The following is a 19,141-nucleotide window of genomic DNA, read 5'->3' as shown; positions in this document are numbered from 1 at the left end:
AGGTCGGCGTACCCGGTCACGACGGGCGGCCCACCGTGCGCATCAGCCCTGTCGCGCCTGCCACTCGCGCAGTTCGGCCACGTACCGCTGATGCTCCGCGTAGGTCTCGGAGAACTTGGTCTCGCCCGTGTCCAGGTTCACCGTGACCCAGAACTTCCACGCCCCCTCGGCCGGGGACAGCACCGCGTCGATCGACTCGGCGCTCGGGTTCGCGATCGGGGTGGGTGGCAGGCCCACGTGTCGTTCCAGGTTGAACGGCGTGTCCGCAGCCTTGTCCGCGGTCGTCAGCTCGATGCCGGGCTTGTCCAGCCCGTACGCGAGCGACGCGTCGATCTGGAGCTTCATGTCGTCCTCGAGCCGGTTCTCGATCGCGCGAGCGATCTTCGGCCGGTCCTCCGCGATCATTCCCTCACGCTCCACCAGGGACGCCTTGATGAGCACGTCCTGGCGATCCCTCGGCGGGATGCCCCGGTCGTCGAGCTGCTCGACCGTGTTGCGCACCATGCGTGCCAGCACGTCCGCCGCCGTCTCCTCCTCCGGGTTCACCGGGTAGGTCTGCGGGTACAGCCAGCCCTCGGCGTTGCCGCCCGCCTGCTTGGGCAGCCCGAACGAACGGGGCCGGTCGAGCGCCTTGGTGAAGTCCGCTGCCGGGATCCCGGTCACGGACGCGAACCGTTCGACGGTCTGCGCGACGGTGAAACCCTCCGGGATCGTCACCGCGAGATGCGCCATCTCGTTCTTGGCCAGCAACGCGACGGCGTCCGAGGCCTTCATCTCCGTGAGCATGTCCCGCGTGCCGGGCCGGATCCCGCCGGCGTCCGGGTTCTCGCCGAACGCCTTGACGAAGGCGTCCTTGCTCGCCACCACGCCGGCGTCGTACAGCAGCTCGGCCATGTCGAACCCGGTGGCGCCCTCGGGGATCTCGACGGTCACGTCCTCGTTGCCCGGACCCGGGTAGTCCTTCGCCTCGATCGGGTTCTCGAAGGACAGCAGCATGTCCTTCTGCTCCCACACCAGATAGCCGGCCCCGGCCACGAGACCGAAGGTCACGAGCAGGACGACGATCGACCGTCCACGACGGCGACGGCGACGCAGGCGTCGAGAACGGTGGTCGCGCGGGGTCCGGCTCCCCGGATGCACGGTGTTGGCGGGCGCGCCCTCGTGAGCGTCAGGGGGCGCCGTGAACAGGTCCGTCACCTCGTCGATCCTTCACTTCCGGGAAAACGTGCTGGGGAGGCGTGCGTGTCGTGCACGGTCTACACCTCGACGCCGCTGCCGGCACGAGCCCCTGTCGCCCGCTCGGCGTCGAGTGCGGATTGCAGAATGATAACGGCAGCGGCCTGATCGATCACAGACCGGTGCTTCCTGGTGTTTCGTCCCGCGGCGTGGAGGGCCTGCGTGGCGGTGACCGTGGTCATCCGCTCGTCGACGAACCGCAGCTCCGTCCCGCTCTGCCCGACGTCGGCCAGGGCGCGCGCGAGCCCGTCGGCGAAGCGCCGGGCATCCGCGCTGGAGGCGCCCTCCCGCCCGTTGAGATGTCTCGGCAGGCCGACGTAGACGACGGCCGCGGACCGCTCGGCGGCCTCCTGCGCGATGCGCCGCAGCGCGGCCGGCTCAGGGGTGCGCGGCACGGTCTCCACGGGTGTGGCCACGAGCCCGTCCGGGTCGCTCGCCGCGAGACCGACGCGCGCCTTGCCCACGTCGATCGCGAGGCGGGCGCCCCGGGGTAGGGGCGCCCGTCCGAGGGAGTCCGCGGGCTGCTGCGACGTGCTCACGCGCCGACCGCGGCGAGCCGCACGTTCTCGGCGACACCGGCGAGCGCCTCGCCGAGCCGTGCCGCGTCCTGGCCTCCGCCCTGGGCGAGATCCGGCTTGCCGCCGCCTCCGCCGCCGAGCGTCCTGGCCGCGGCGCGCACCAGGTCGCCCGCCCTGTGGCCCGCCGCGCGGGCGGCCTCGTTCGTCGCGACCACCACGACGGGACGTCCTTCGGAGGTGCCGCCCGCGGCGACGACGACGGGCTCGGCCTCACCGAGGCGAGCACGCACGTCCAGTACGAGGGCGCGCAGCCCGTCGGCACCGGCCTCACCGGCGTCGTGCGTCACGACGCGGACGTCGCCCACCCGCGGCGCCTCGGCGGCCAGCTTCCCGGCTGCCTCCAGCAGCCGCGCCTGACGCACCGTGGCGAGTTCCTTCTCGGCGTCCTTCAACCGGGTCAGGAGCGAGCCGACACGGTCCGCGAGCTGGTCGTGGCGCACGTTCAGCATTCCGGTGAGCTGGCCCACCAGGGCGTGCTCGGTGGCCTGGAAGCCGTAGGCGCCCTCGCCGACGAGGGCATCGACGCGGCGCACGCCCGAGCCGATGGACGACTCGCCCAGCAGCGTCACACGGCCGAGCTCGCCGGTCAGCTTCACGTGCGTGCCGCCGCACAGCTCACGGGACCAGTCGCCACCGATGGACACGACGCGCACCACGTCGCCGTACTTCTCGCCGAACAGCGCCATGGCGCCCAGTTCCCTGGCCTCCGTCAGCGGCATCTGCTGGTCGGTGACCTCGAGGTTCTCGGTGAGCAGCGTGTTGACGCGCTCCTCGATCTCGCCGAGCGCGGTGGCGGGCACGGCCTGCGGTGAGCGGAAGTCGAACCGGATCCGGCTCGGCGCGTTCTCCGAGCCTGCCTGCGTGCGGTCGGGCCCGACCAGTTCGTGCAGGGCCTTGTGGATCATGTGGGTGGCCGAGTGGGCCTTGCTGATCGCGGTACGGCGCGCCCGGTCGATCGTGGCCGTTCCGGGGTCGCCGAGCGCCACCGTGCCCTCGGTGAGGCGACCGCGGTGCACGTTCAGACCCTTGACCGGCCGCTGCACGTCGTCGACCTCGATGGTGGCGCCGCCGTCGAGCACGATCGTGCCCTGGTCGGCGAGCTGTCCCCCGGCCTCCGCGTAGAACGGGGTGCGGTCCAAAACCACCTCCACGTCGGCCGGAGCGGTGGCGGCCGGCGTGGGCACGCCGTCGGACAGGAGGCCGACGACCCGCACCGTGGCGTCGTGCTGGGTGTAGCCGAGGAACTCGACCGGCCGGGTCAGCTCCTGGGCGATCGACTCGTAGGCGGCGACGTCGACGTTGCCGTGCCGCTTGGCCAGTGCGTCCGCGCGGGCGCGGGCGCGCTGCTCCTGCATGAGCGTGCGGAACGCCTGCTCGTCGACGCGGACGCCCTGTTCGGCGGCCATCTCGAGGGTGAGGTCGATGGGGAAGCCGTACGTGTCGTGCAGCTGGAACGCGGCGTCGCCGCCGAGCACGAGCGAACCGGTGCCGGCGGGGGTCTGGGCCTTCAGCTTCGACACGGCGGTGTCCAGGATCGTGGTGCCCGCGGCGAGGGTACGGCGGAAGGCCTCCTCCTCGGCGTAGGCCACCCGGGAGATCTCCTCGAAGTTCGTCTCCAGCTCGGGGTAGGAGGCCTTCATCGCGTCCTTGGAGACGGGCAGCAGCGACGGCAGGGCGACGTCCTCCACGCCGAGCAGGCGCATCGCGCGCACGGAGCGGCGCAGCAGGCGGCGCAGCACGTAGCCGCGGCCCTCGTTGGAGGGGCGCACGCCGTCGCCGATGATCATCAGGGCGCTGCGGACGTGGTCGGCCACGACACGCATCCGGACGTCGTCGTCGTGGTCGGCGCCGTACCTCTTGCCCGACAGCTTCTCGGCGGCGTCGATGACGGGGCGCACCTCGTCGATCTCGTACATGTTGTCCACGCCCTGGAGCAGGAACGCGACGCGCTCGAGGCCCATGCCGGTGTCGATGTTCTTCGCCGTGAGGTCGCCCACGACCTTGAAGTCGTCCTTGGCCTTCACGTCGTCCAGGGCGTACTGCATGAACACGAGGTTCCAGATCTCGATGTAGCGGTCCTCGTCGGCCTCCGGACCGCCCTCGGCACCGTACTGCGGGCCGCGGTCGTAGAAGATCTCGGAGCAGGGGCCGCCCGGGCCGGGCTGGCCCGTGTGCCAGTAGTTGTCCTTCTTGCCCCGGGTCTGGATCCGGCTCTCCGGCAGGTCGGTGACCTTCTTCCAGAGTTCGCGCGCCTCGTCGTCCTCCTCGTACACCGTGGCCCACAGGCGGTCCGGGTCGATGCCGAGGTTGCCGTCCTCGCGGGAGCCCGTGAGGAACTCCCACGCGTACCGGATCGCGTCCTCCTTGAAGTAGTCCCCGAAGGAGAAGTTGCCGTTCATCTGGAAGAACGTGCCGTGCCGGGTGGTCTTGCCGACCTCGTCGATATCGAGGGTGCGCACGCACTTCTGCACGCTCGTGGCCCGCTTCCACGGCGGGGTCTGCTGGCCCGTCATGTACGGGATGAACGGCACCATGCCCGCGATCGTGAACAGCGTGGACGGGTCCGGGCTGATCAGCGACGCAGACGGCACCACCGCGTGAGCCCTTGCCTCGAAGAAGTCGAGCCAACGCTTGCGGATCTCGGCGGTGCGCATCTATTGCGGTCCTTGTCTCGTGAGCCGGCGCGCGCTCGCACGCCGGGAGTCGGTTCGTGTGGTCCTAGTCTCCCGCGCCAGGAGGCGAAAGACGAAACTGAATGTGGTGCGCTGTGGACAACGCCGCGGCGTCGCGCAGGAATCCCGGGTTCCGTGCCGTCCGCAGGGTGCGCGGTGGTCGGCGGACCGCCCGGCCGTAGCCCTGTCCACCGGCCGGGCGGCCACCGCGGCGGCAGGCCGGTGGGAACGCTCAGCGGCCGGTGCGACGGCGCAGCTCGTCCAGGTCGTGCGTGCCACCCGCGCCGTCCGCGAGGAGGGAGGCCATCAGCTCGGCCTCCCGCTCGGCGCGGGCCGCGCGGAAATCGCCGGCGAATCCTCTCGCACCCTGGATCAGCCGCACGGCGCCCGCGTCGGCCGCGTCGACCGCCCGCGCGCCGGCCGCCGCCGCCATGTTCGCCGGCGTGTACCGCGCCGCGAGCCGCTGCCCGCGCCGGACCACCACCACGGTCACCACGACGCCGACACCGATCCAGAACAGCCGGGCCCTCACCGCGCGCCGCCCTCGGGCGCGGCGGCGTGGCGGCCGGCGCCGGAGGCGCCCTGACCGGCGGTGCCGGCGTCCTCCCGGCCGGTGGCCCTGGCGAACGCCCGGCGCACGCCGTAGGAGAACGCGGCCACCTTCACCAGCGGGCCGCCGAGGGTGGCGGCGTACAGACCGGTCAGGGCGCTCACGTTCTCGCTGACGGACGCCGCGCTCGTCGTGACGACGTCCACCTTCTCCAGCTGCGTGTTGGCGCTGGCCACAGCCGTCGCGGTCTCGTCCAGGATGGGCACGGAGTGCTCGGTCACCTCACGCAGACCGGCCCGCGCCTCCTCCAGCACCCGGCCGAGCTTGATCAGCGGATAGGCAAGGAAACCCACGAGCAGCAGGAACGCGATCGCCGCGAGCAGTCCCGCCACGTCACCGAGGGAGAAAGTCATGGCCGCAACCCTAACGCGGGACGACGACGCCCCGCCCGGGCACGAGGCTCGGACGGGGCGTGTCGGGCTGAACGGATGTCAGCGGGCGTAGTACTCGACGACCATCTGCACGTCGCAGGTCACGGGGACCTCGGCACGCTTCGGACGACGGGTCAGCGTCGCGGACAGCTTCTCCAGCTGCACGTCGAGGTAACCGGGCACGGCCGGCAGCACGTCACGGTGCGCGCCGGCGGCGGCGACCTGGAACGGCGTGGTGGCCTGGCTCTTCGGCTTCACCTGGATGGTCTGGCCCTCCTTCACGCGGAAGGAAGGACGGTCCACGATCTTGCCGTCCACCAGGATGTGACGGTGGGTCACGATCTGGCGGGCCTGCAGGATGGTGCGGCCGAAGCCGGCGCGCAGCACGAGGGAGTCGAGACGGGTCTCGAGGTCCTCGACCATGACCTCACCGGTCAGGCCGGGCTGCTTGCGGGAGTTCTCGTACACCTTGAGGAGCTGCTTCTCCCGCAGGGCGTACTGCGCCCGCAGGCGCTGCTTCTCGCGCAGACGCACCGCGTAGTCCGACTCGGTGCGGCGACGGGCGCGGCCGTGCTCACCGGGCGGGTACGGGCGCTTCTCGAAGTGCTTGACGGCCTTCGGCGTGAGCGGAAGACCGAGCTTGCGGCTCAGGCGAACCTGACGCCGCGAACGGGTGACAGAGGTCACGTGATGTTCCTGTCCTTCGTGGTTGATAGGTCACACCCGCGAGCCGACGCCGTCCACGACGGTGCCGGCCGGGTGCGGGACCAGCCGACGGACGCGGCGCACGGGCGAACCGCACGCACGTCACGGGGCCGAGGTCCCAGGGAGTCACCGTCCGGACCAGGGCCCGTCAGGCAACCGCAACATCTTATCCCACGCACGTTCCGGTGGTGCGAGCGAGGTGGCCGACCGCGGCGGCCGCAGTGGTGCGGCCACCCGTCCTCGGGGTGCTGTCCGGGCCCCTTCGTGTCGGACTCCCCGCATAGGGTTGCCGCATGGACCTGTTCTCCGCGGTGACCACCACCGAGCGCGGCACGCCCGAGGTGGGCGACGCCGCCCCGCTCGCCGTGCGGATGCGTCCGGCGTCCGTCGCGGAGATCGCCGGGCAGGACCACCTGCTCGAGCCAGGGTCCCCGCTGCGGAGGCTCATCGAGCCCGCGGACACGGCGAGCTCCCGTTCCGCGCCGTCGTCGGTCATCCTGTGGGGGCCGCCCGGCACGGGAAAGACGACGCTCGCCTACCTGGTCGCCACGGTGTCCGGCCGCCGCTTCGTGGAACTGTCGGCGGTCACGGCCGGGGTCAAGGACGTGCGCCAGGTCGTCGAGGACGCGCGCCGCCGCCTGGCCACGGGCGGCTCGGAGACCGTGCTGTTCGTCGACGAGGTGCACCGCTTCTCCAAGACCCAGCAGGACGCGCTGCTGCCGTCCGTCGAGAACCGCTGGGTCACGCTCGTGGCCGCGACCACCGAGAACCCGTCCTTCTCGGTGAACTCGCCGCTGCTGTCCCGCTCGCTGCTGCTCACTCTCAGGCCGCTCAGCTCGGCGCACGTCCGCGATCTGGTCGAGCGCGCCGTCGCCGATCCGCGCGGACTCGCCGGCTCCGTCATGCTCGCCGACGACGCCGCCGAGCACCTCGTGCGTCTCGCCGGTGGTGACGCCCGCAAGGCGCTCACCATCCTCGAGGCCGCAGCGGGGGCCGTGCTGTCCGACGGCGGCCGGGGCGACGACCCCGAGCCCGACGACGAGCCCGGCCGCGAGCCCGACGACGAGCCCGGCCCCGAGCCCGCCGCGAGCGCCTCCCCGCAGGCCGACCCGCCCCGCGTCACCCTGGCCGACGTCGAGCGCGCCGTCGACGTCGCCGCCGTGCGCTACGACCGCGCCGGGGATCAGCACTACGACGTGATCAGCGCTTTCATCAAGTCGATCCGCGGATCCGACGTCGACGCCGCTCTGCACTACCTCGCGCGCATGGTCGCGGCCGGGGAGGACCCGCGGTTCATCGCGCGGCGGCTCATCATCTCCGCGGCGGAGGACGTCGGCGTCGCCGACCCGTCCGCCCTCCAGACGGCGGTCGCGGCCGCGCAGGCCGTGCAGATGATCGGCATGCCGGAGGGGCGCATCGTGCTGGCGGAGGCGGTGGTCCACCTGGCGACCGCGCCAAAGTCCAACGCGGCGTACCTGGCGGGTGACGCGGCGCTGGCCGACGTGCGGGCCGGCCGGGCCGGCACCGTCCCGATGCACCTGCGCGACGCGCACTACGCCGGGGCCGAGGGCGTCGGGCACGGCAAGGACTACCGGTACGCCCACGACTGGCCGCACGCGGTGGCGCCGCAGCAGTACCTGCCCGACTCGCTCGCGGGAACGGAGTACTACTCCCCCAGCGACCGGGGGTTCGAGCGCCAGGTCTCCGAGAGGCTCGCGCGCGTGCGGGGCATCCTGCGGTCCGACGAGTAGACGGCCGCCGGTCCGCCGGTCGCACACCGCGCGCCGGTCACGCAGCGCCCGCCGACCCGGAGCAGGCCCACCGGTCACGAGCCGGCCCACCGGTCACGAGCGGCCCGCCCGCATCCCGAGCCCCACGCCGGCCGCCACGACCGCGACCCCGCACCACACCACCGGGCCGGGGACCGGCTCGCCGAGGAGCACGCCGCCCACGGCGGAGGTGACCGGCACGACGCCGGTGAACAGCCCGGCGCGGCCCGGTCCCAGGCGTCCCACGGCCGTGTACCAGAGAAGGAACGCCACGACGGTGACGAACACCGCCAGATGCAGCGTCGCCAGCAGATGGCCCGGCCCCAGGGTCAGGACGGCCGCCGGCCCCTCGGTCGCCAGGCTCAGCACGACGAACCCGGCGGCCGCGATCCACGTGGCGTGCAGGGTGACGCCGTCGGGCCCGAGGCGGCGTAGCACGGGCACGGCCAGCAGGGTGAACCCGGCCTCGCACCCGAGGGTCAGCAGGGCGTATCCCACTCCCGCCGCGTCGGTGCGCCCGCCCCCGGTCACCAGGACGGCGCCGGCGGTGACGACCACCGCCCCGGCCACGACGGCGGGCGCGGGCCGCGAGCGGGCCGCCAGGGGGCCGACGAGCGCGAGGAGGATCGGCACGGCGGCCACGGCCACGCCGATCACCGCCGGCTCGGCGTGTTCGACGCCCCGCACGACGGCGACGTTGAACAGCACCAGGCCGCTCAGCGCGACGCCCGCGAGCCACGCCCACTCGCGACCGCGCGGGCGTGGGGCGGCACGGCCCGTCGTCCGCAGGACCAGCACGAGGATCACGGCGGCCAGCGTGTACCGCAGCGCCTGGACGGCGAGGAGCGGCGCCCCGTCGAGCGTGCCCGACACCGCGACCAGACTGCCCACCAGCGACATCCCGATCACGGCGTACAGCGCGCCGCCGCCGTGCGTGCCACCGCGGCCTGCTCGTCCTTCGACGGCACCGCTGCCGGCTGCCGTCCCGGCCGCCACCGCCTCCGCGGACGGCGTGGCGCCCACCGCCGGTCCGCTGTCGCTCGTTCCTGTCATGCGGGCAGCCTCTGCGACCATTGGTCCGGCGAACAGTGCCAATCCAGACCTGATCGAGAGGACCAAGATGTCTGGATCCGACTTCCTCCAGCTCGACCCCGCGCAGGCACCGGGCGGCGGGCTCACCGTGTGGCTCACCGACGAGGTGCGCGGCGCGGTCCGCGACGGCCGCCTCACCGCGGGTGACCGCCTGCCCGCCACCCGGGTGCTGGCCGACCAGCTCGGCTGCTCGCGTGGCGTCGTCGTCGACGCCTACCGGCGGCTCACGGACGAGGGCCTCCTGTCCGGCCGTCGCGGAGCGGGGACGACGGTGCGCACCGACCTGCTGCGGGCGACGTCGGACCCCGCTCCGGCGCGCCCGGCCACGCCGGCACCGGCGGTGCCCCACCCGCAGCGGATCGACCTCTCGCCGGGGCTGCCGGACCTGTCCGCGTTCCCGCGGGCAGCCTGGGCGCGTGCGGAGCGCGCGGCGATCACCGGCCTCGCGTCCCGGGACCTCGGCTACGGCGATCCGCGCGGGCTGCCCGCTCTCCGGGAGGCTCTCGCCGGGTGGCTCTCGCGCACCCGCGGGCTGCGCGCCCACCCGGACGAGATCCTCGTCGTGAACGGCGTGTCGCAGGGGCTCGTCCTGCTCGCGACGGTGCTCGGCGGGCACGGGACCACCCGGATCGGGTTCGAGGACCCGGGCTCGCGCGGGGCGCGGGAGCACCTGAGCAGGTGGGGCCTGGAGCCGGTCCCGCTCCCGGTGGACGACGGCGGCCTCGACGTCGGCGCGCTCGAGAGGTCCGGCCTCGACACCGTGCTGGTCACACCCGCGCACCAGTTCCCCACCGGGGTGGCACTCGCACCCGAGCGGCGCCGCGCGCTGGTCGCGTGGGCCCGTGCGGACACGGCGCACCGCGCGCCCGGCCGGTCGCCCCGGCGCCTGGTGGTCGAGGACGACTACGACGCCGAGCACCGCTACGACCGGCCACCGGTCGCCGCCCTGCGCTCCCTCGCACCGGAGCACGTGGTGCATCTGGGTAGCGTGTCCAAGTCGCTGGCGCCCGGGATCCGGCTGGGATGGATGCTCGCACCCGCCCCGATGCACCAGGAACTCGTCGAGGCGCGCTACTGGACCGATCTGGCGAGCCCCGCCCTGCCGCAGCTCGCGCTGGCGCACTTCATCACGTCGGGCGCGTTCGAGAGGCACCTGCGGCAGGTGCGGCGGCGGCACCGCGCCCGCCGCGACGCACTGCTGGCGGCGCTGGCCGCGCAGCTGCCGGAGGCGGCCGTGCACGGCGTCGCCGCGGGGCTGCACCTGCTGGTCACGCTGCCCGGCGGCGTGGACGACGCCGCGCTCGCCGCCCGCGCGGAACGGTCCGGTGTCACGGTGCATCCCTTGTCGTCCCACCGCCGGGGCACCGGACCGCCCGGGCTCGTCATCGGGTACGCGGCCGCGGGCCCGGACCGGCTCCGGGAGGCGGTGGGCCGCCTGGCCGCGGTGTGGCGGCCGGCCTGACGGATCCCTAGACCAGGCCGAGCTCGCGTGCCCGCACGCCCGCCTGGAACCGCGAGTCCGCGCCGAGCGCCGCCATGAGCTCCGCGACCCGGCGCCGGTACGTGCGCACGCTCAGGCCGAGCTCACGGGCGGCGGTCTCGTCCTTGACCCCTCGGCCGAGCAGGTCGAGCACCTGGGGCGCGAGCAGACGGATCTCCGCGGCTCCGGTGTCGTACACGTCCAGGTCCGTGGCCGACCGCCACGCCGCCTCGAACAGTGAGCTGACCCCTCGGACCGTCTCCGGCTGCGTGATGAGGCTGTACGTCCGCTCACCGGTGCGCATGTCGCCGGCGAGGATCGCGATGCGCTCGTCGAGCAGGATCGTCTCGTTGACCTCCTCGGTCGCGACCCGGACCTCGACACCCGGATGCTCGAGCACGGTCGCCATCCGGTGCGGCCAGGCCGGGTCGAGGAGCATGCCCGAGCGGTAGACCTTGCGGACGCGGGCGTCGCGGCGCCCGGGACGGACGGCAGGGCGGCCCGGTGAGCCGGTCGCGACCCCCTGGGGCCCATGGGTCCAGCCCCACGACGCGAGCGTGTTCGCGGCGCAGGTGATGGTGGTCGCGTTCGCGAACAGGTGTGCCGTGCGCCGGAACACCTCCTCCTCGCCGCGCACGACGGTGACGCCGCCGTCGCTGGTCCTGGCTGTGCTCGACATGTCTTCACCCTCCCGCGCGCCCGTACGCACGTCCAGCCGTGGCAACAACCTGCCACGGTCGGCGATTCCGCCGGGCGGCGCCGCACGCTGGTCGGCATGACGAGTGACAGCATCACGACCACCGCACCCTCTCCCGCCGCCTCCGCCGGCACCTGGCGCCTCGGGGACCGCGAGGTCAACCGCATCGGCTTCGGCGCGATGCGCCTGACCGGCATGCCCTGGGACGAGAAGCCCCGTGACCGGGACACGGCGATCGCCGTCCTGCGCCGTGCGGTCGAGCTCGGCGTGAACCACATCGACACGGCCGCGTTCTACTTCCTGCCGACCCGCTCCGCCAACGAGCTCATCAGCACCGCCCTTCACCCCTACCGGGACGACCTGGTGATCGCCACCAAGGTCGGCCCCGTCCGGGGGAAGGGGGAGGGGCTCGCCTTCGCTCCGTATGCGCGGCCCGAGGAGCTGCGCGCCCAGGTGGAGGAGAACGTCCGTCAGCTCGGCGTCGACCACCTCGACGTCGTCAACCTGCGCTGGGGCTCCGGCATGGGCAAGGAGTCCGGCTCCGTGGCCGAGCACGTCGGCGCGCTCACCGAACTGCGCGACGCGGGGCTCCTGGCCCACATCGGGGTCTCCAACGTCGACGCGGCGCAGCTCACCGAGGCGATGGCGATCACCCCCGTCGCCGAGGTGCAGAACCGGTACGGACTCACCGAGCGCGGCGACGACGACCTGGTCGCGCTGACCGGCGAGCACGGCATCGCGTTCGTGCCCTTCTTCTCTGTGGGCGCCGGTGTGCCCGGTGCGGTGCCGGGCGGCACCGTCGCGAGCGACGAGTCGGCGGTCGCCGCCGTCGCCGCGGCCCACGAGGTCACCCCGGCGCAGGTCCGGCTCGCCTGGACCCTGCACCGCGGCGAGCACGTCCTGGCCATCCCCGGCACCGGGGACCGCGCCCATCTGGAGGAGAACATCGCGGCCGGGTCGCTGCGGCTCACCGGCGACGACCTCGCCCGGCTCGACGCGGTCGCCACCGCTGCCTGACGCCCCCGCCCGGCGTCGAGCGTTCAGCCGCGGCGTCAGGCGTTCGGCGTGCCCGCCGCTCGCGGCCGGGGGCCCGGACACCGGTCCGGGTCCCCGGCCGCGAGCGGCGGCCGTGGCCGCCTCAGGCGAACGGGTCCGGCGTCAGCGTGTACTTCGTCTGGAGGTACTCGTGGATCCCCTCCGCACCGCCCTCGCGGCCCAGCCCGCTCGCCTTCCAGCCGCCGAACGGTGCCGCCGCGTTGGAGATGACGCCCATGTTCAGCCCCATCATCCCCGTGGCCAGCCGCTCGATCATGCGCTGGCCGCGTGCCAGGTCCCGCGTGTACACGTAGGAGACCAGCCCGTACTCCGTGTCGTTGGCCAGGCGCACGGCGTCGTCCTCGGTGTCGAACGGGACGACGGCGAGCACCGGGCCGAAGATCTCCTCACGCAGGATCTCGCTGCCGGGCCGCACGTCGGTCACCACCGTCGCGGGGAAGAACGACCCCGTGCCCTCCGCGGGCGAACCGCCCAGCCGCAGTGTCGCACCCCGGTCCACCGCGTCCCGCACCAGGGACGACGACTTCGCGACCGCGTCGTCGTCGATGAGCGGCCCGATGGTCACGCCGTCCTCGGTGCCGCGCCCCATCCGGAACTCCGCGACCCGCTCGGTCACCCGCTCGGCGAACTCGTCCGCGACCGACCGGTGCACGAGGAACCGGTTGGCCGCCGTGCACGCCTGGCCGATGTTGCGGAACTTCGCCGCGAGCGCGCCCTCGACCGCCTTGTCCAGGTCGGCGTCGTCGAACACGACGAACGGTGCGTTGCCGCCCAGTTCCATCGAGGTGCGCAGCACTCCCCCGGCGGCCTGCTCCAGCAGTTTCCGCCCGACCGGGGTGGAGCCGGTGAACGACAGCTTCCGCAGGCGCGGGTCGCGGATGATCCGCTCGGAGACCGGGCCGGTGTTGGTCGTGGTCACCACGTTCACGACGCCCGCGGGCAGACCCGCGTCCTCCAGGATCTTCGCGAAGAACACCGTGGTCAGCGGGGTGAGTGCGGCCGGCTTGATCACCACGGTGCAGCCGGCCGCGAGCGCCGGCGCGATCTTGCGGGTGGCCATGGCCAGCGGGAAGTTCCACGGGGTGATGAGGAAGCACGGCCCCACGGGGTGCTGGGTCACGATCATGCGCCCGGTGCCCTCGGGGTTGGCGCCGTAGCGGCCGGCGATGCGCGGTGCCTCCTCGGAGAACCAGCGGAGGAACTCGCCGCCGTAGGCGACCTCGCCGCGGGACTCGGCCAGCGGCTTGCCCATCTCGAGGGTCATGAGGAGCGCGACGTCCTCCTTGCGTTCCATGAGCAGGTCGAACGCGCGGCGCAGGATCTCGCCGCGGGCGCGCGCGGGGGTGGCGGCCCAGTCGTCGGCGGCGGCGACCGCGGCGTCGATCGCGGCGGCGCCGTCGTCGACGCCGGCGGAGGCGATCTCCTTGATCACGTCGCCGGTGGCGGGGTCGTGGACGGCGAAGGTGGCGCCGTCACGGGCCGGGCGCCAGGCGCCGCCGATGAAGAGACCGTCGGGGACGGCGGCCAGGAGCTGGGTCTCGCGGGGGTCGGTCATGGTTGCTCGGACTCCTTCGTCTCGCGGGTGTGCGGACCGGGCCCGCCGTCCACGGGCGTGGCGTCGTCGGGAGGCAGCACGGCCAGGAGGTCGCACTGGATCAGCTGACCGCGGTCGAGGGAGGCGGTCACGACGTGGCGCGCGGGGCGGGTCCGCGGGTCGGGGAACATCTTCTCCCACTGCGCGTTGAGGGCGGCGCGGTCACGGTATCCGGCAAGGCGGACCGTCATGGTCAGGATATCGTCGGTACCGCCTCCCGCGGCCAAGAGCAGTTCGCGGACGTGGCCGAACATGTTGGCGGCCTGCTCGTCGAGGGTCTCGGGGATCTCACCGGTGGCCGGGTCTCGCCCGGTCAGCGTTCCCGAGGCGAGAAAAGGGCCGATGCGGCTGCCTGCCGGCACGGGGTTCCGGTGCGCGAACCCGCGGATCTCGACGGAGGTCCGCCGATCTTGTCGGTCGCCGCTCACCGGCGCTCCTCGACGATCCGGTTCTCGATCGCGCCGAGCGGTCCGATCTGCGCGCGCACCACGTCGCCCGCCTTCAGGAAGTTCCCGGTCGGCGCCCCGATGCCCGACGGCGTGCCGGTGGCGAGGATGTCTCCCGGGACGAGGGTCATGACCTGGGTGAGGTACGCGATCTGGTCGTAGATGTCGTGGATCATGTCGTCGGTGCGCCAGTCCTGGCGCACCTCGCCGTTCACGGTGAGGGTCATGCGCAGGTCGTGCGGGTCCTCGATCTCGTCGTCGGTCGTGAGCCAGGGACCGAGCGGCCCGTGCGTGTCGAACGACTTGCCGAGCGTGAACGTGGGCGAACGCTTGGCGAGCCAGTCCCGTACCGACACGTCGTCGGCCACCATGTAACCGGCGATGACGGACCGTGCGTCCGCGCGGGACACGTGCTTGCACTCGGTCCCGATGACGACGGCGAGCTCGATCTCGTAGTCCAGCTCGTCCGAGATCGCCGGCTTCACGACGTCGTCGTAGGGGCCGACGATGCAGGACGTCTGCTTGTTGAACCACATCTGGTTGTCCGGGATCGGGATGCCGGCTCTGCGGGCCTCCTCGGCGTGTGCGGCGTAGTTCATCCCGATGCCGAGATACTTCTGCGGGTAGTCGACCGGTGCCAGGAGCGTCACGTCGCTCAGCGGGTGGCCGGGGCCCGTGGCGGCGGCCAGTGCGACGTTCAGCTCGCCGAGGCGCGGCAGCAGCACGCGGGCCGACGTCGTCCCGGCCGCCTCACTGATGTCGGTGACGGTCTCGCCGTCGACCCTGCCGAGCCGTACCGGCCCGTCGCCCACGCGGAATCGTGCGATCTTCATCGTGCCTGTTCCTTCTCCTCGGGCTGTTCGGAGGGCAGCTTCCCCCAGATCTGTTCGCCGTACGGGGTCAGCTGGAAGCTGATGAACCGCCAGCCGGGGACGTCGCCGGACCTGCCGGACCGGACGAGGACCTGCGTGACGACGCCCTCCTGGGTGCGCTCCCCGCCGTCCGGCGTGCGCATGTGGTTCGTGATCGGCCCGACCACGACGGCGACGTCGTCCACCACGCGGATGTTCAGCTCGCCGCGCTCGATCCGCAGGAACGCGCGACGGGTCTCGACGTGCTCCAGGAACTGCGCCTTGGTGTGCACCAGGCCGGGGGCGTGCACGTGCACGAGCGAGTCGTCGAGGATCGCGTCGAGCGCGGCGACGTCGACGTCGACCAGGGCGCGGTGACGCTCGGCCTCGACCGCGAGGATCTCTGCACGGACGGTCTCGTCCGCACCGGCGACCGCGCTCATGCGAGGTCTCCCCGTGCCTGGTCCCGGACGGGCGCGCGGGTGCCACGTGCGCGCCGGACGGCGCTCGTCGTGCTCATGCGCCCGCCTCCTGCTCCCACGTGCGGAAGCCGGTCGCGTCACCGGCGGCGTGACCGGGGCGCGGAGCGCCGACCAGCGCGTGGTAGCCGCTGAAGATCTCGTCGGCCTCGGCCAGCGGCAGAACCTTCTCGATGTCGTCGAACGGTTCCCCGCCCGTGCGGTCGGCGACCATCCGGCGGATCACCTCGTACCCTTCGCCGCGCATGCTGTCCACGATGCGGTTGACGATCTCGCGGCGGTCCTTGTCGTAGGCGGCGAGGGCTGCCGCCGCGTCGGAGCCGTGCTCGGCCAGCCGCGCCGTGATCGCGCGCGCGTCGAGCATCGCCTGCGTGATGCCGTTGCCGCCACGCGGGTACATGGCGTGGGCCGCGTCACCGAGCAGGGCGACACGCCCGTCCACCCAGGTGTCCAGGGGGAAGTGCCGGACCAGCGGGAAGAGGTACACCTCCCGGGCGTCCCGGATCAGCTCCTGCACGTCGAGGAACGGCAGTTTGAGCGTGTCGAAGAGGCCGACGACGTCCTCCGGGTCGGCGACCTGGTTCCAGTCCTCGATCGTCTCCTCGCCGTTGGTCTCGACGACCCAGTTGATGAGGTCGAGCCCGCTGTTCTCGAAGTTCTCCGCGATGGGGTACACGATCATCGAGGCGACGTGCGGGTTGCCGAGGTGCAGGATCGTGTGCCCGCCGCGGAACGGCTCGCGCAGCGTGGTCCCGCGCCACATGGTGATCCCGGAGAACTCGGGCTCGGTCAGCGCGGGGTGCATCTGCCGCCGCACGGCCGACTTGATGCCGTCGGCCGCGATCAGGGCCTCGTGCCGCACCTGCTCGGTGCGACCGTCCGTGTGCTCCAGGTCGAGCGTGACGTGGTCCGCGTCCTGGGCGTAACCGGTGACCCGGACGCCCAGCCGCACCGCGCCGGACCCCAGCCGGTCCAGGACGGTGCGGTACAGCATCATCTGCAGGACGCCCCGGTGCACGAACCGCTGTTCGTGCAGGTAGCCCATGTGGACACCGCACTTCTCCGCGTAGATCTCCTGGCCGTGATGGTTGTAGAAGACGGAGTCCTCGGCCTCCACGGAGATCTCCCGGAACTGCTCCAGGAGACCGAGCTCGTCGAGCTCGGCGGTTCCGACGGTCTTGATGTCCACGCCGACGCCGAGCGGTCTCAGCTCGGCGACGGTCTCGTAGATCGTCGGCCGGAAGCCCGCCTGATGCAGGCGGAGAGCGGTGAGCAGGCCTCCGGGGCCTGCTCCGGCGATGGCGATGTCGAGCATGGTCTTCCTCGTCCTTCTCGTGGGGGTCGGGCGGGCCGTCGCCGGCCGGTCAGGCGGGCAGCGTCTCGCGCAGGAACCGGGTCGTGGCGTCCCACGCACGTGCGGCGCTGCGCGGGTGGTGGGCGATCACGCGGGGATCCGGCGAGTTCCGCGCCCGGGGGCTCGTGAAGGCGTGCACCGTGCCGCCGTAGACGTCGGTCTCCCAGTCGATGCCGGCGCCCGTCAGCGCGTTCTGCAGCGCGTCGCGCTGGGCGGCGGTGGCCATGGGGTCGTCCGCGCCCGTGCACAGCAGCACGCTCGCGCCGGGGTGAGCGGCACTCCAGTCCGCGCCGGGGTCCAGCAGGTCCAGCCCGGCGTGGACGCCGACGACGCCGGCCAGCCGGCCTCCGCCACGCAGGTACTCCAGCGCCGAGGAACCGCCGAAGCAGTAGCCGAGCGCGACGAGGCACCCGCCGTCGAGCTCCGGCTGCGCGCCGGCGGCCTCGTGGGCGGCCGACACGCGGGCGATCCAGCGGGCACGGTCCGCGACCATGCCACCGATCAGAGGCCCGATCTCGGCCATGGTTCGCGGCCGGGTGCGCGCGCCCCAGATGTCGGCGCAGAACACGGGCCGTCCGAGCGCCGCGAGCCTGCGCGCGATCGCCAGCATGTCCTCGCCCGGACCGAACGCGTCGTGCACCAGGAGGACGCCCGGCGCGCCCCGGGTACCGGGAGCCGCGACGACAGCACCCCGCATGCGTGTGCCGTCGTGCGTGTACTCGACGTCGCGCACTCGCACGTCGTGCTCCGCGGAGGTGAGCAGCTTGTTCATCGGTGAACCTTCCGTCCGACGCCGATGTCGTGGCGGCATCGTAGAAGCATTTTCTACACGATTTCAAGTGTGAACCGAGGGCCACAGCCCGTTCGACCCGTCACAAACGGCTATTTCACGCCGTATTTCCTCGGAGAGCTCGCCTGACTTCACCGAGGATCCTGTCTGGATAGTTGCGAGCCGCGCGGCGATCTGCATATGATTTCCGACACGATCCGGCGTCGCCCGCCGGACAGCACACCGAGGTGCAAGGGAGCAAGACGCGACCATGACCGTCGTCGACATCAACATCCATCACCTGCCCGAGGACCTGTTCTCGAACGAGAAGATCCTGAACGGCTTCCTGAACAGCGCTCCGCGCGGCTTCGGCGAGATCGCCTCGGTCGGCACGGCCGACGACGGCAAGCCGCAGCTCATCCTCGAGAAGCCGAAGGGCTACCAGAACCTCAACTACGTCGACGGCGACTACTCGTGCGAGGCCAAGCTCGCCGCGATGGACGACGCCGGCGTCGACTACGGCATCATGCGCGTACCCGTCTGGCAGGAGTGGCTGGACCTGGAGACCTGCAGGGCCGTGAACGACAACGCCGCCGAGATCGTGAAGAAGTCCGGTGGAAGGCTCTTCTCGACCGCGTGCGTGCCGCCGTGGGGCGGCAAGGAGAACATCTACGAGCTCGAGCGCTGCATCGACGAGCTCGGCGTCGTCGGCGTGCAGCTCGCGTGCCACTACGGCCAGCTCTACCTCGACGACGACGTCTTCAAGCCGTACCTCAAGGTGCTCAACGACAAGGGCCTACCCGTCATCGTGCACCACACCCCGCTGCCCGTGGAGTGGCGCTCGATCATCGACTACACCAACCTGCGCCGCGAGTTCGGCCGCATCGTCGACCAGGCCACGGCGGTGGGCCGCGAGCTGTTCAGCGGCATGTTCGACGAGTTCGCGGACCTGCGCTTCATCCACACGATGCTCGGCGGGAACTGGTTCGCCAACGCCGACCTGCTGACCCCGCACGCGTCGACCAGGAAGGAGTCGCTGAACCGTCTTGACGCCACCGGCGGCGACAAGATCCGCGGCTACCTCGAGAACAACATCTTCTTCGACCTCACCCACCCGCACTCCTGGGGCAAGCACCAGGTCGAGGCCGCCCTGAAGATCAGCGGCGCCGACCACTACCTGTTCGGCTCCTCGTTCCCCGTCTTCCGCGGCTGGATGAGCCAGGGCGTCGACTTCGTGACGAACGACCTGGAGATCAGCGACGCGGACCGCGCGGCGGTGCTGTCGGGCAACGCCAAGCGCCTGTTCAACCTCCCCGTCTGAGGCTCCCCACGAACCGGTGGCCGACCGTCCCCCGACCGGGCGGCCACCCGCGACCCCGTCC

Annotated in this window: 18 protein-coding genes; 4 read left to right on the top strand and 14 right to left on the bottom strand. The window is 72.4% G+C overall.

The window, feature by feature from the left end; genetic code table 11:
* Positions 1-42: 42 nt before the first annotated feature.
* The 6 genes from mltG to rpsD all read right to left on the bottom strand — a co-directional run bounded on the left by mltG (position 43) and on the right by rpsD (position 6,154).
* Complete coding sequence (mltG, locus tag J0911_RS13935) at positions 43-1,197, bottom strand: endolytic transglycosylase MltG (protein ID WP_207276069.1); 1,155 nt, start codon at positions 1,195-1,197, stop codon at positions 43-45.
* Between the two features lie 59 nt (positions 1,198-1,256).
* Positions 1,257-1,775, bottom strand: coding sequence for a Holliday junction resolvase RuvX (gene ruvX, locus J0911_RS13930; RefSeq protein ID WP_207276068.1), 519 nt, complete (start codon positions 1,773-1,775; stop codon positions 1,257-1,259).
* Positions 1,772-4,468: an alanine--tRNA ligase gene (gene alaS, locus J0911_RS13925; protein ID WP_207276067.1), complete on the bottom strand. Its 2,697-nt coding sequence runs from the start codon at positions 4,466-4,468 to the stop codon at positions 1,772-1,774. The genes ruvX and alaS overlap by 4 nt, the downstream gene beginning before the upstream one ends.
* A gap of 250 nt (positions 4,469-4,718) precedes the next feature.
* Positions 4,719-5,018 (bottom strand): hypothetical protein, encoded by a 300-nt coding sequence (locus J0911_RS13920; RefSeq protein WP_207276066.1) that lies wholly within the window; start codon positions 5,016-5,018, stop codon positions 4,719-4,721.
* Positions 5,015-5,449 carry a DUF948 domain-containing protein gene (locus J0911_RS13915; protein ID WP_207276065.1) on the bottom strand — a complete coding sequence of 145 codons (435 nt, stop codon included), beginning with the start codon at positions 5,447-5,449 and terminating at the stop codon, positions 5,015-5,017. The genes J0911_RS13920 and J0911_RS13915 overlap by 4 nt, the downstream gene beginning before the upstream one ends.
* A 78-nt stretch (positions 5,450-5,527) precedes the next feature.
* A complete protein-coding gene (gene rpsD, locus J0911_RS13910) occupies positions 5,528-6,154 on the bottom strand; it encodes a 30S ribosomal protein S4 (RefSeq protein WP_192861575.1) in 627 nt (208 codons plus the stop codon).
* A 311-nt stretch (positions 6,155-6,465) separates the two neighbouring features.
* On the opposite strand from rpsD, the gene J0911_RS13905 reads away from it, so the two are divergent.
* A complete protein-coding gene (locus J0911_RS13905) occupies positions 6,466-7,923 on the top strand; it encodes a replication-associated recombination protein A (RefSeq protein WP_207276064.1) in 1,458 nt (485 codons plus the stop codon).
* Between the two features lie 93 nt (positions 7,924-8,016).
* On the opposite strand, the gene J0911_RS13900 is transcribed toward J0911_RS13905, so the two are convergent.
* Complete coding sequence (locus J0911_RS13900) at positions 8,017-8,994, bottom strand: DMT family transporter (protein WP_207276063.1); 978 nt, start codon at positions 8,992-8,994, stop codon at positions 8,017-8,019.
* A 67-nt stretch (positions 8,995-9,061) separates the two neighbouring features.
* Here J0911_RS13900 and pdxR point away from each other — a divergent pair, with 67 nt between their 5' ends.
* Positions 9,062-10,495, top strand: a complete 1,434-nt coding sequence (gene pdxR, locus J0911_RS13895; RefSeq protein WP_207276062.1) for a MocR-like pyridoxine biosynthesis transcription factor PdxR — start codon at positions 9,062-9,064, stop codon at positions 10,493-10,495.
* 7 nt (positions 10,496-10,502) lie between these two features.
* On the opposite strand, the gene J0911_RS13890 is transcribed toward pdxR, so the two are convergent.
* Complete coding sequence (locus J0911_RS13890; RefSeq protein WP_207276061.1) at positions 10,503-11,192, bottom strand: helix-turn-helix transcriptional regulator; 690 nt, start codon at positions 11,190-11,192, stop codon at positions 10,503-10,505.
* 96 nt (positions 11,193-11,288) lie between these two features.
* Between J0911_RS13890 and J0911_RS13885 the strand changes: the two genes are divergently transcribed.
* Entirely contained in the window at positions 11,289-12,227 is a 939-nt protein-coding gene (locus J0911_RS13885) for an oxidoreductase (RefSeq protein WP_207276060.1), read from the top strand.
* Positions 12,228-12,348: 121 nt separating this feature from the next.
* Here the strand turns inward: J0911_RS13885 and J0911_RS13880 are convergent, their stop codons facing one another.
* From J0911_RS13880 to J0911_RS13855, 6 genes are all read right to left on the bottom strand, one after another.
* Positions 12,349-13,821 (bottom strand): NAD-dependent succinate-semialdehyde dehydrogenase, encoded by a 1,473-nt coding sequence (locus J0911_RS13880; protein WP_207276059.1) that lies wholly within the window; start codon positions 13,819-13,821, stop codon positions 12,349-12,351.
* Positions 13,818-14,288, bottom strand: a complete 471-nt coding sequence (locus tag J0911_RS13875; protein WP_307865088.1) for a RidA family protein — start codon at positions 14,286-14,288, stop codon at positions 13,818-13,820. The genes J0911_RS13880 and J0911_RS13875 overlap by 4 nt, the downstream gene beginning before the upstream one ends.
* The gene (locus J0911_RS13870) at positions 14,285-15,139 is read right to left on the bottom strand and encodes a fumarylacetoacetate hydrolase family protein (protein ID WP_207276058.1); all 855 of its coding nucleotides are present in this window, start codon (positions 15,137-15,139) and stop codon (positions 14,285-14,287) included. The genes J0911_RS13875 and J0911_RS13870 overlap by 4 nt, the downstream gene beginning before the upstream one ends.
* Positions 15,136-15,600 (bottom strand): nuclear transport factor 2 family protein, encoded by a 465-nt coding sequence (locus J0911_RS13865; protein WP_207276057.1) that lies wholly within the window; start codon positions 15,598-15,600, stop codon positions 15,136-15,138. Before J0911_RS13865 ends, J0911_RS13870 begins: the two co-directional genes overlap by 4 nt.
* A 73-nt stretch (positions 15,601-15,673) precedes the next feature.
* A complete protein-coding gene (locus J0911_RS13860; protein WP_207276056.1) occupies positions 15,674-16,951 on the bottom strand; it encodes an FAD-dependent monooxygenase in 1,278 nt (425 codons plus the stop codon).
* Between the two features lie 49 nt (positions 16,952-17,000).
* Entirely contained in the window at positions 17,001-17,762 is a 762-nt protein-coding gene (locus J0911_RS13855; protein WP_207276055.1) for a dienelactone hydrolase family protein, read from the bottom strand.
* A 268-nt stretch (positions 17,763-18,030) separates the two neighbouring features.
* On the opposite strand from J0911_RS13855, the gene J0911_RS13850 reads away from it, so the two are divergent.
* Positions 18,031-19,080 carry an amidohydrolase family protein gene (locus J0911_RS13850; protein ID WP_207276054.1) on the top strand — a complete coding sequence of 350 codons (1,050 nt, stop codon included), beginning with the start codon at positions 18,031-18,033 and terminating at the stop codon, positions 19,078-19,080.
* Positions 19,081-19,141 lie beyond the last annotated feature (61 nt).

This window comes from Myceligenerans salitolerans, assembly GCF_017349295.1.
GTDB classification, from domain to species: Bacteria; Actinomycetota; Actinomycetes; order Actinomycetales; family Cellulomonadaceae; genus Myceligenerans; species Myceligenerans salitolerans.
The sequence above is the reverse complement of the archived record's forward strand: the minus strand, read 5'-3'. Positions and strand labels throughout refer to the sequence as shown.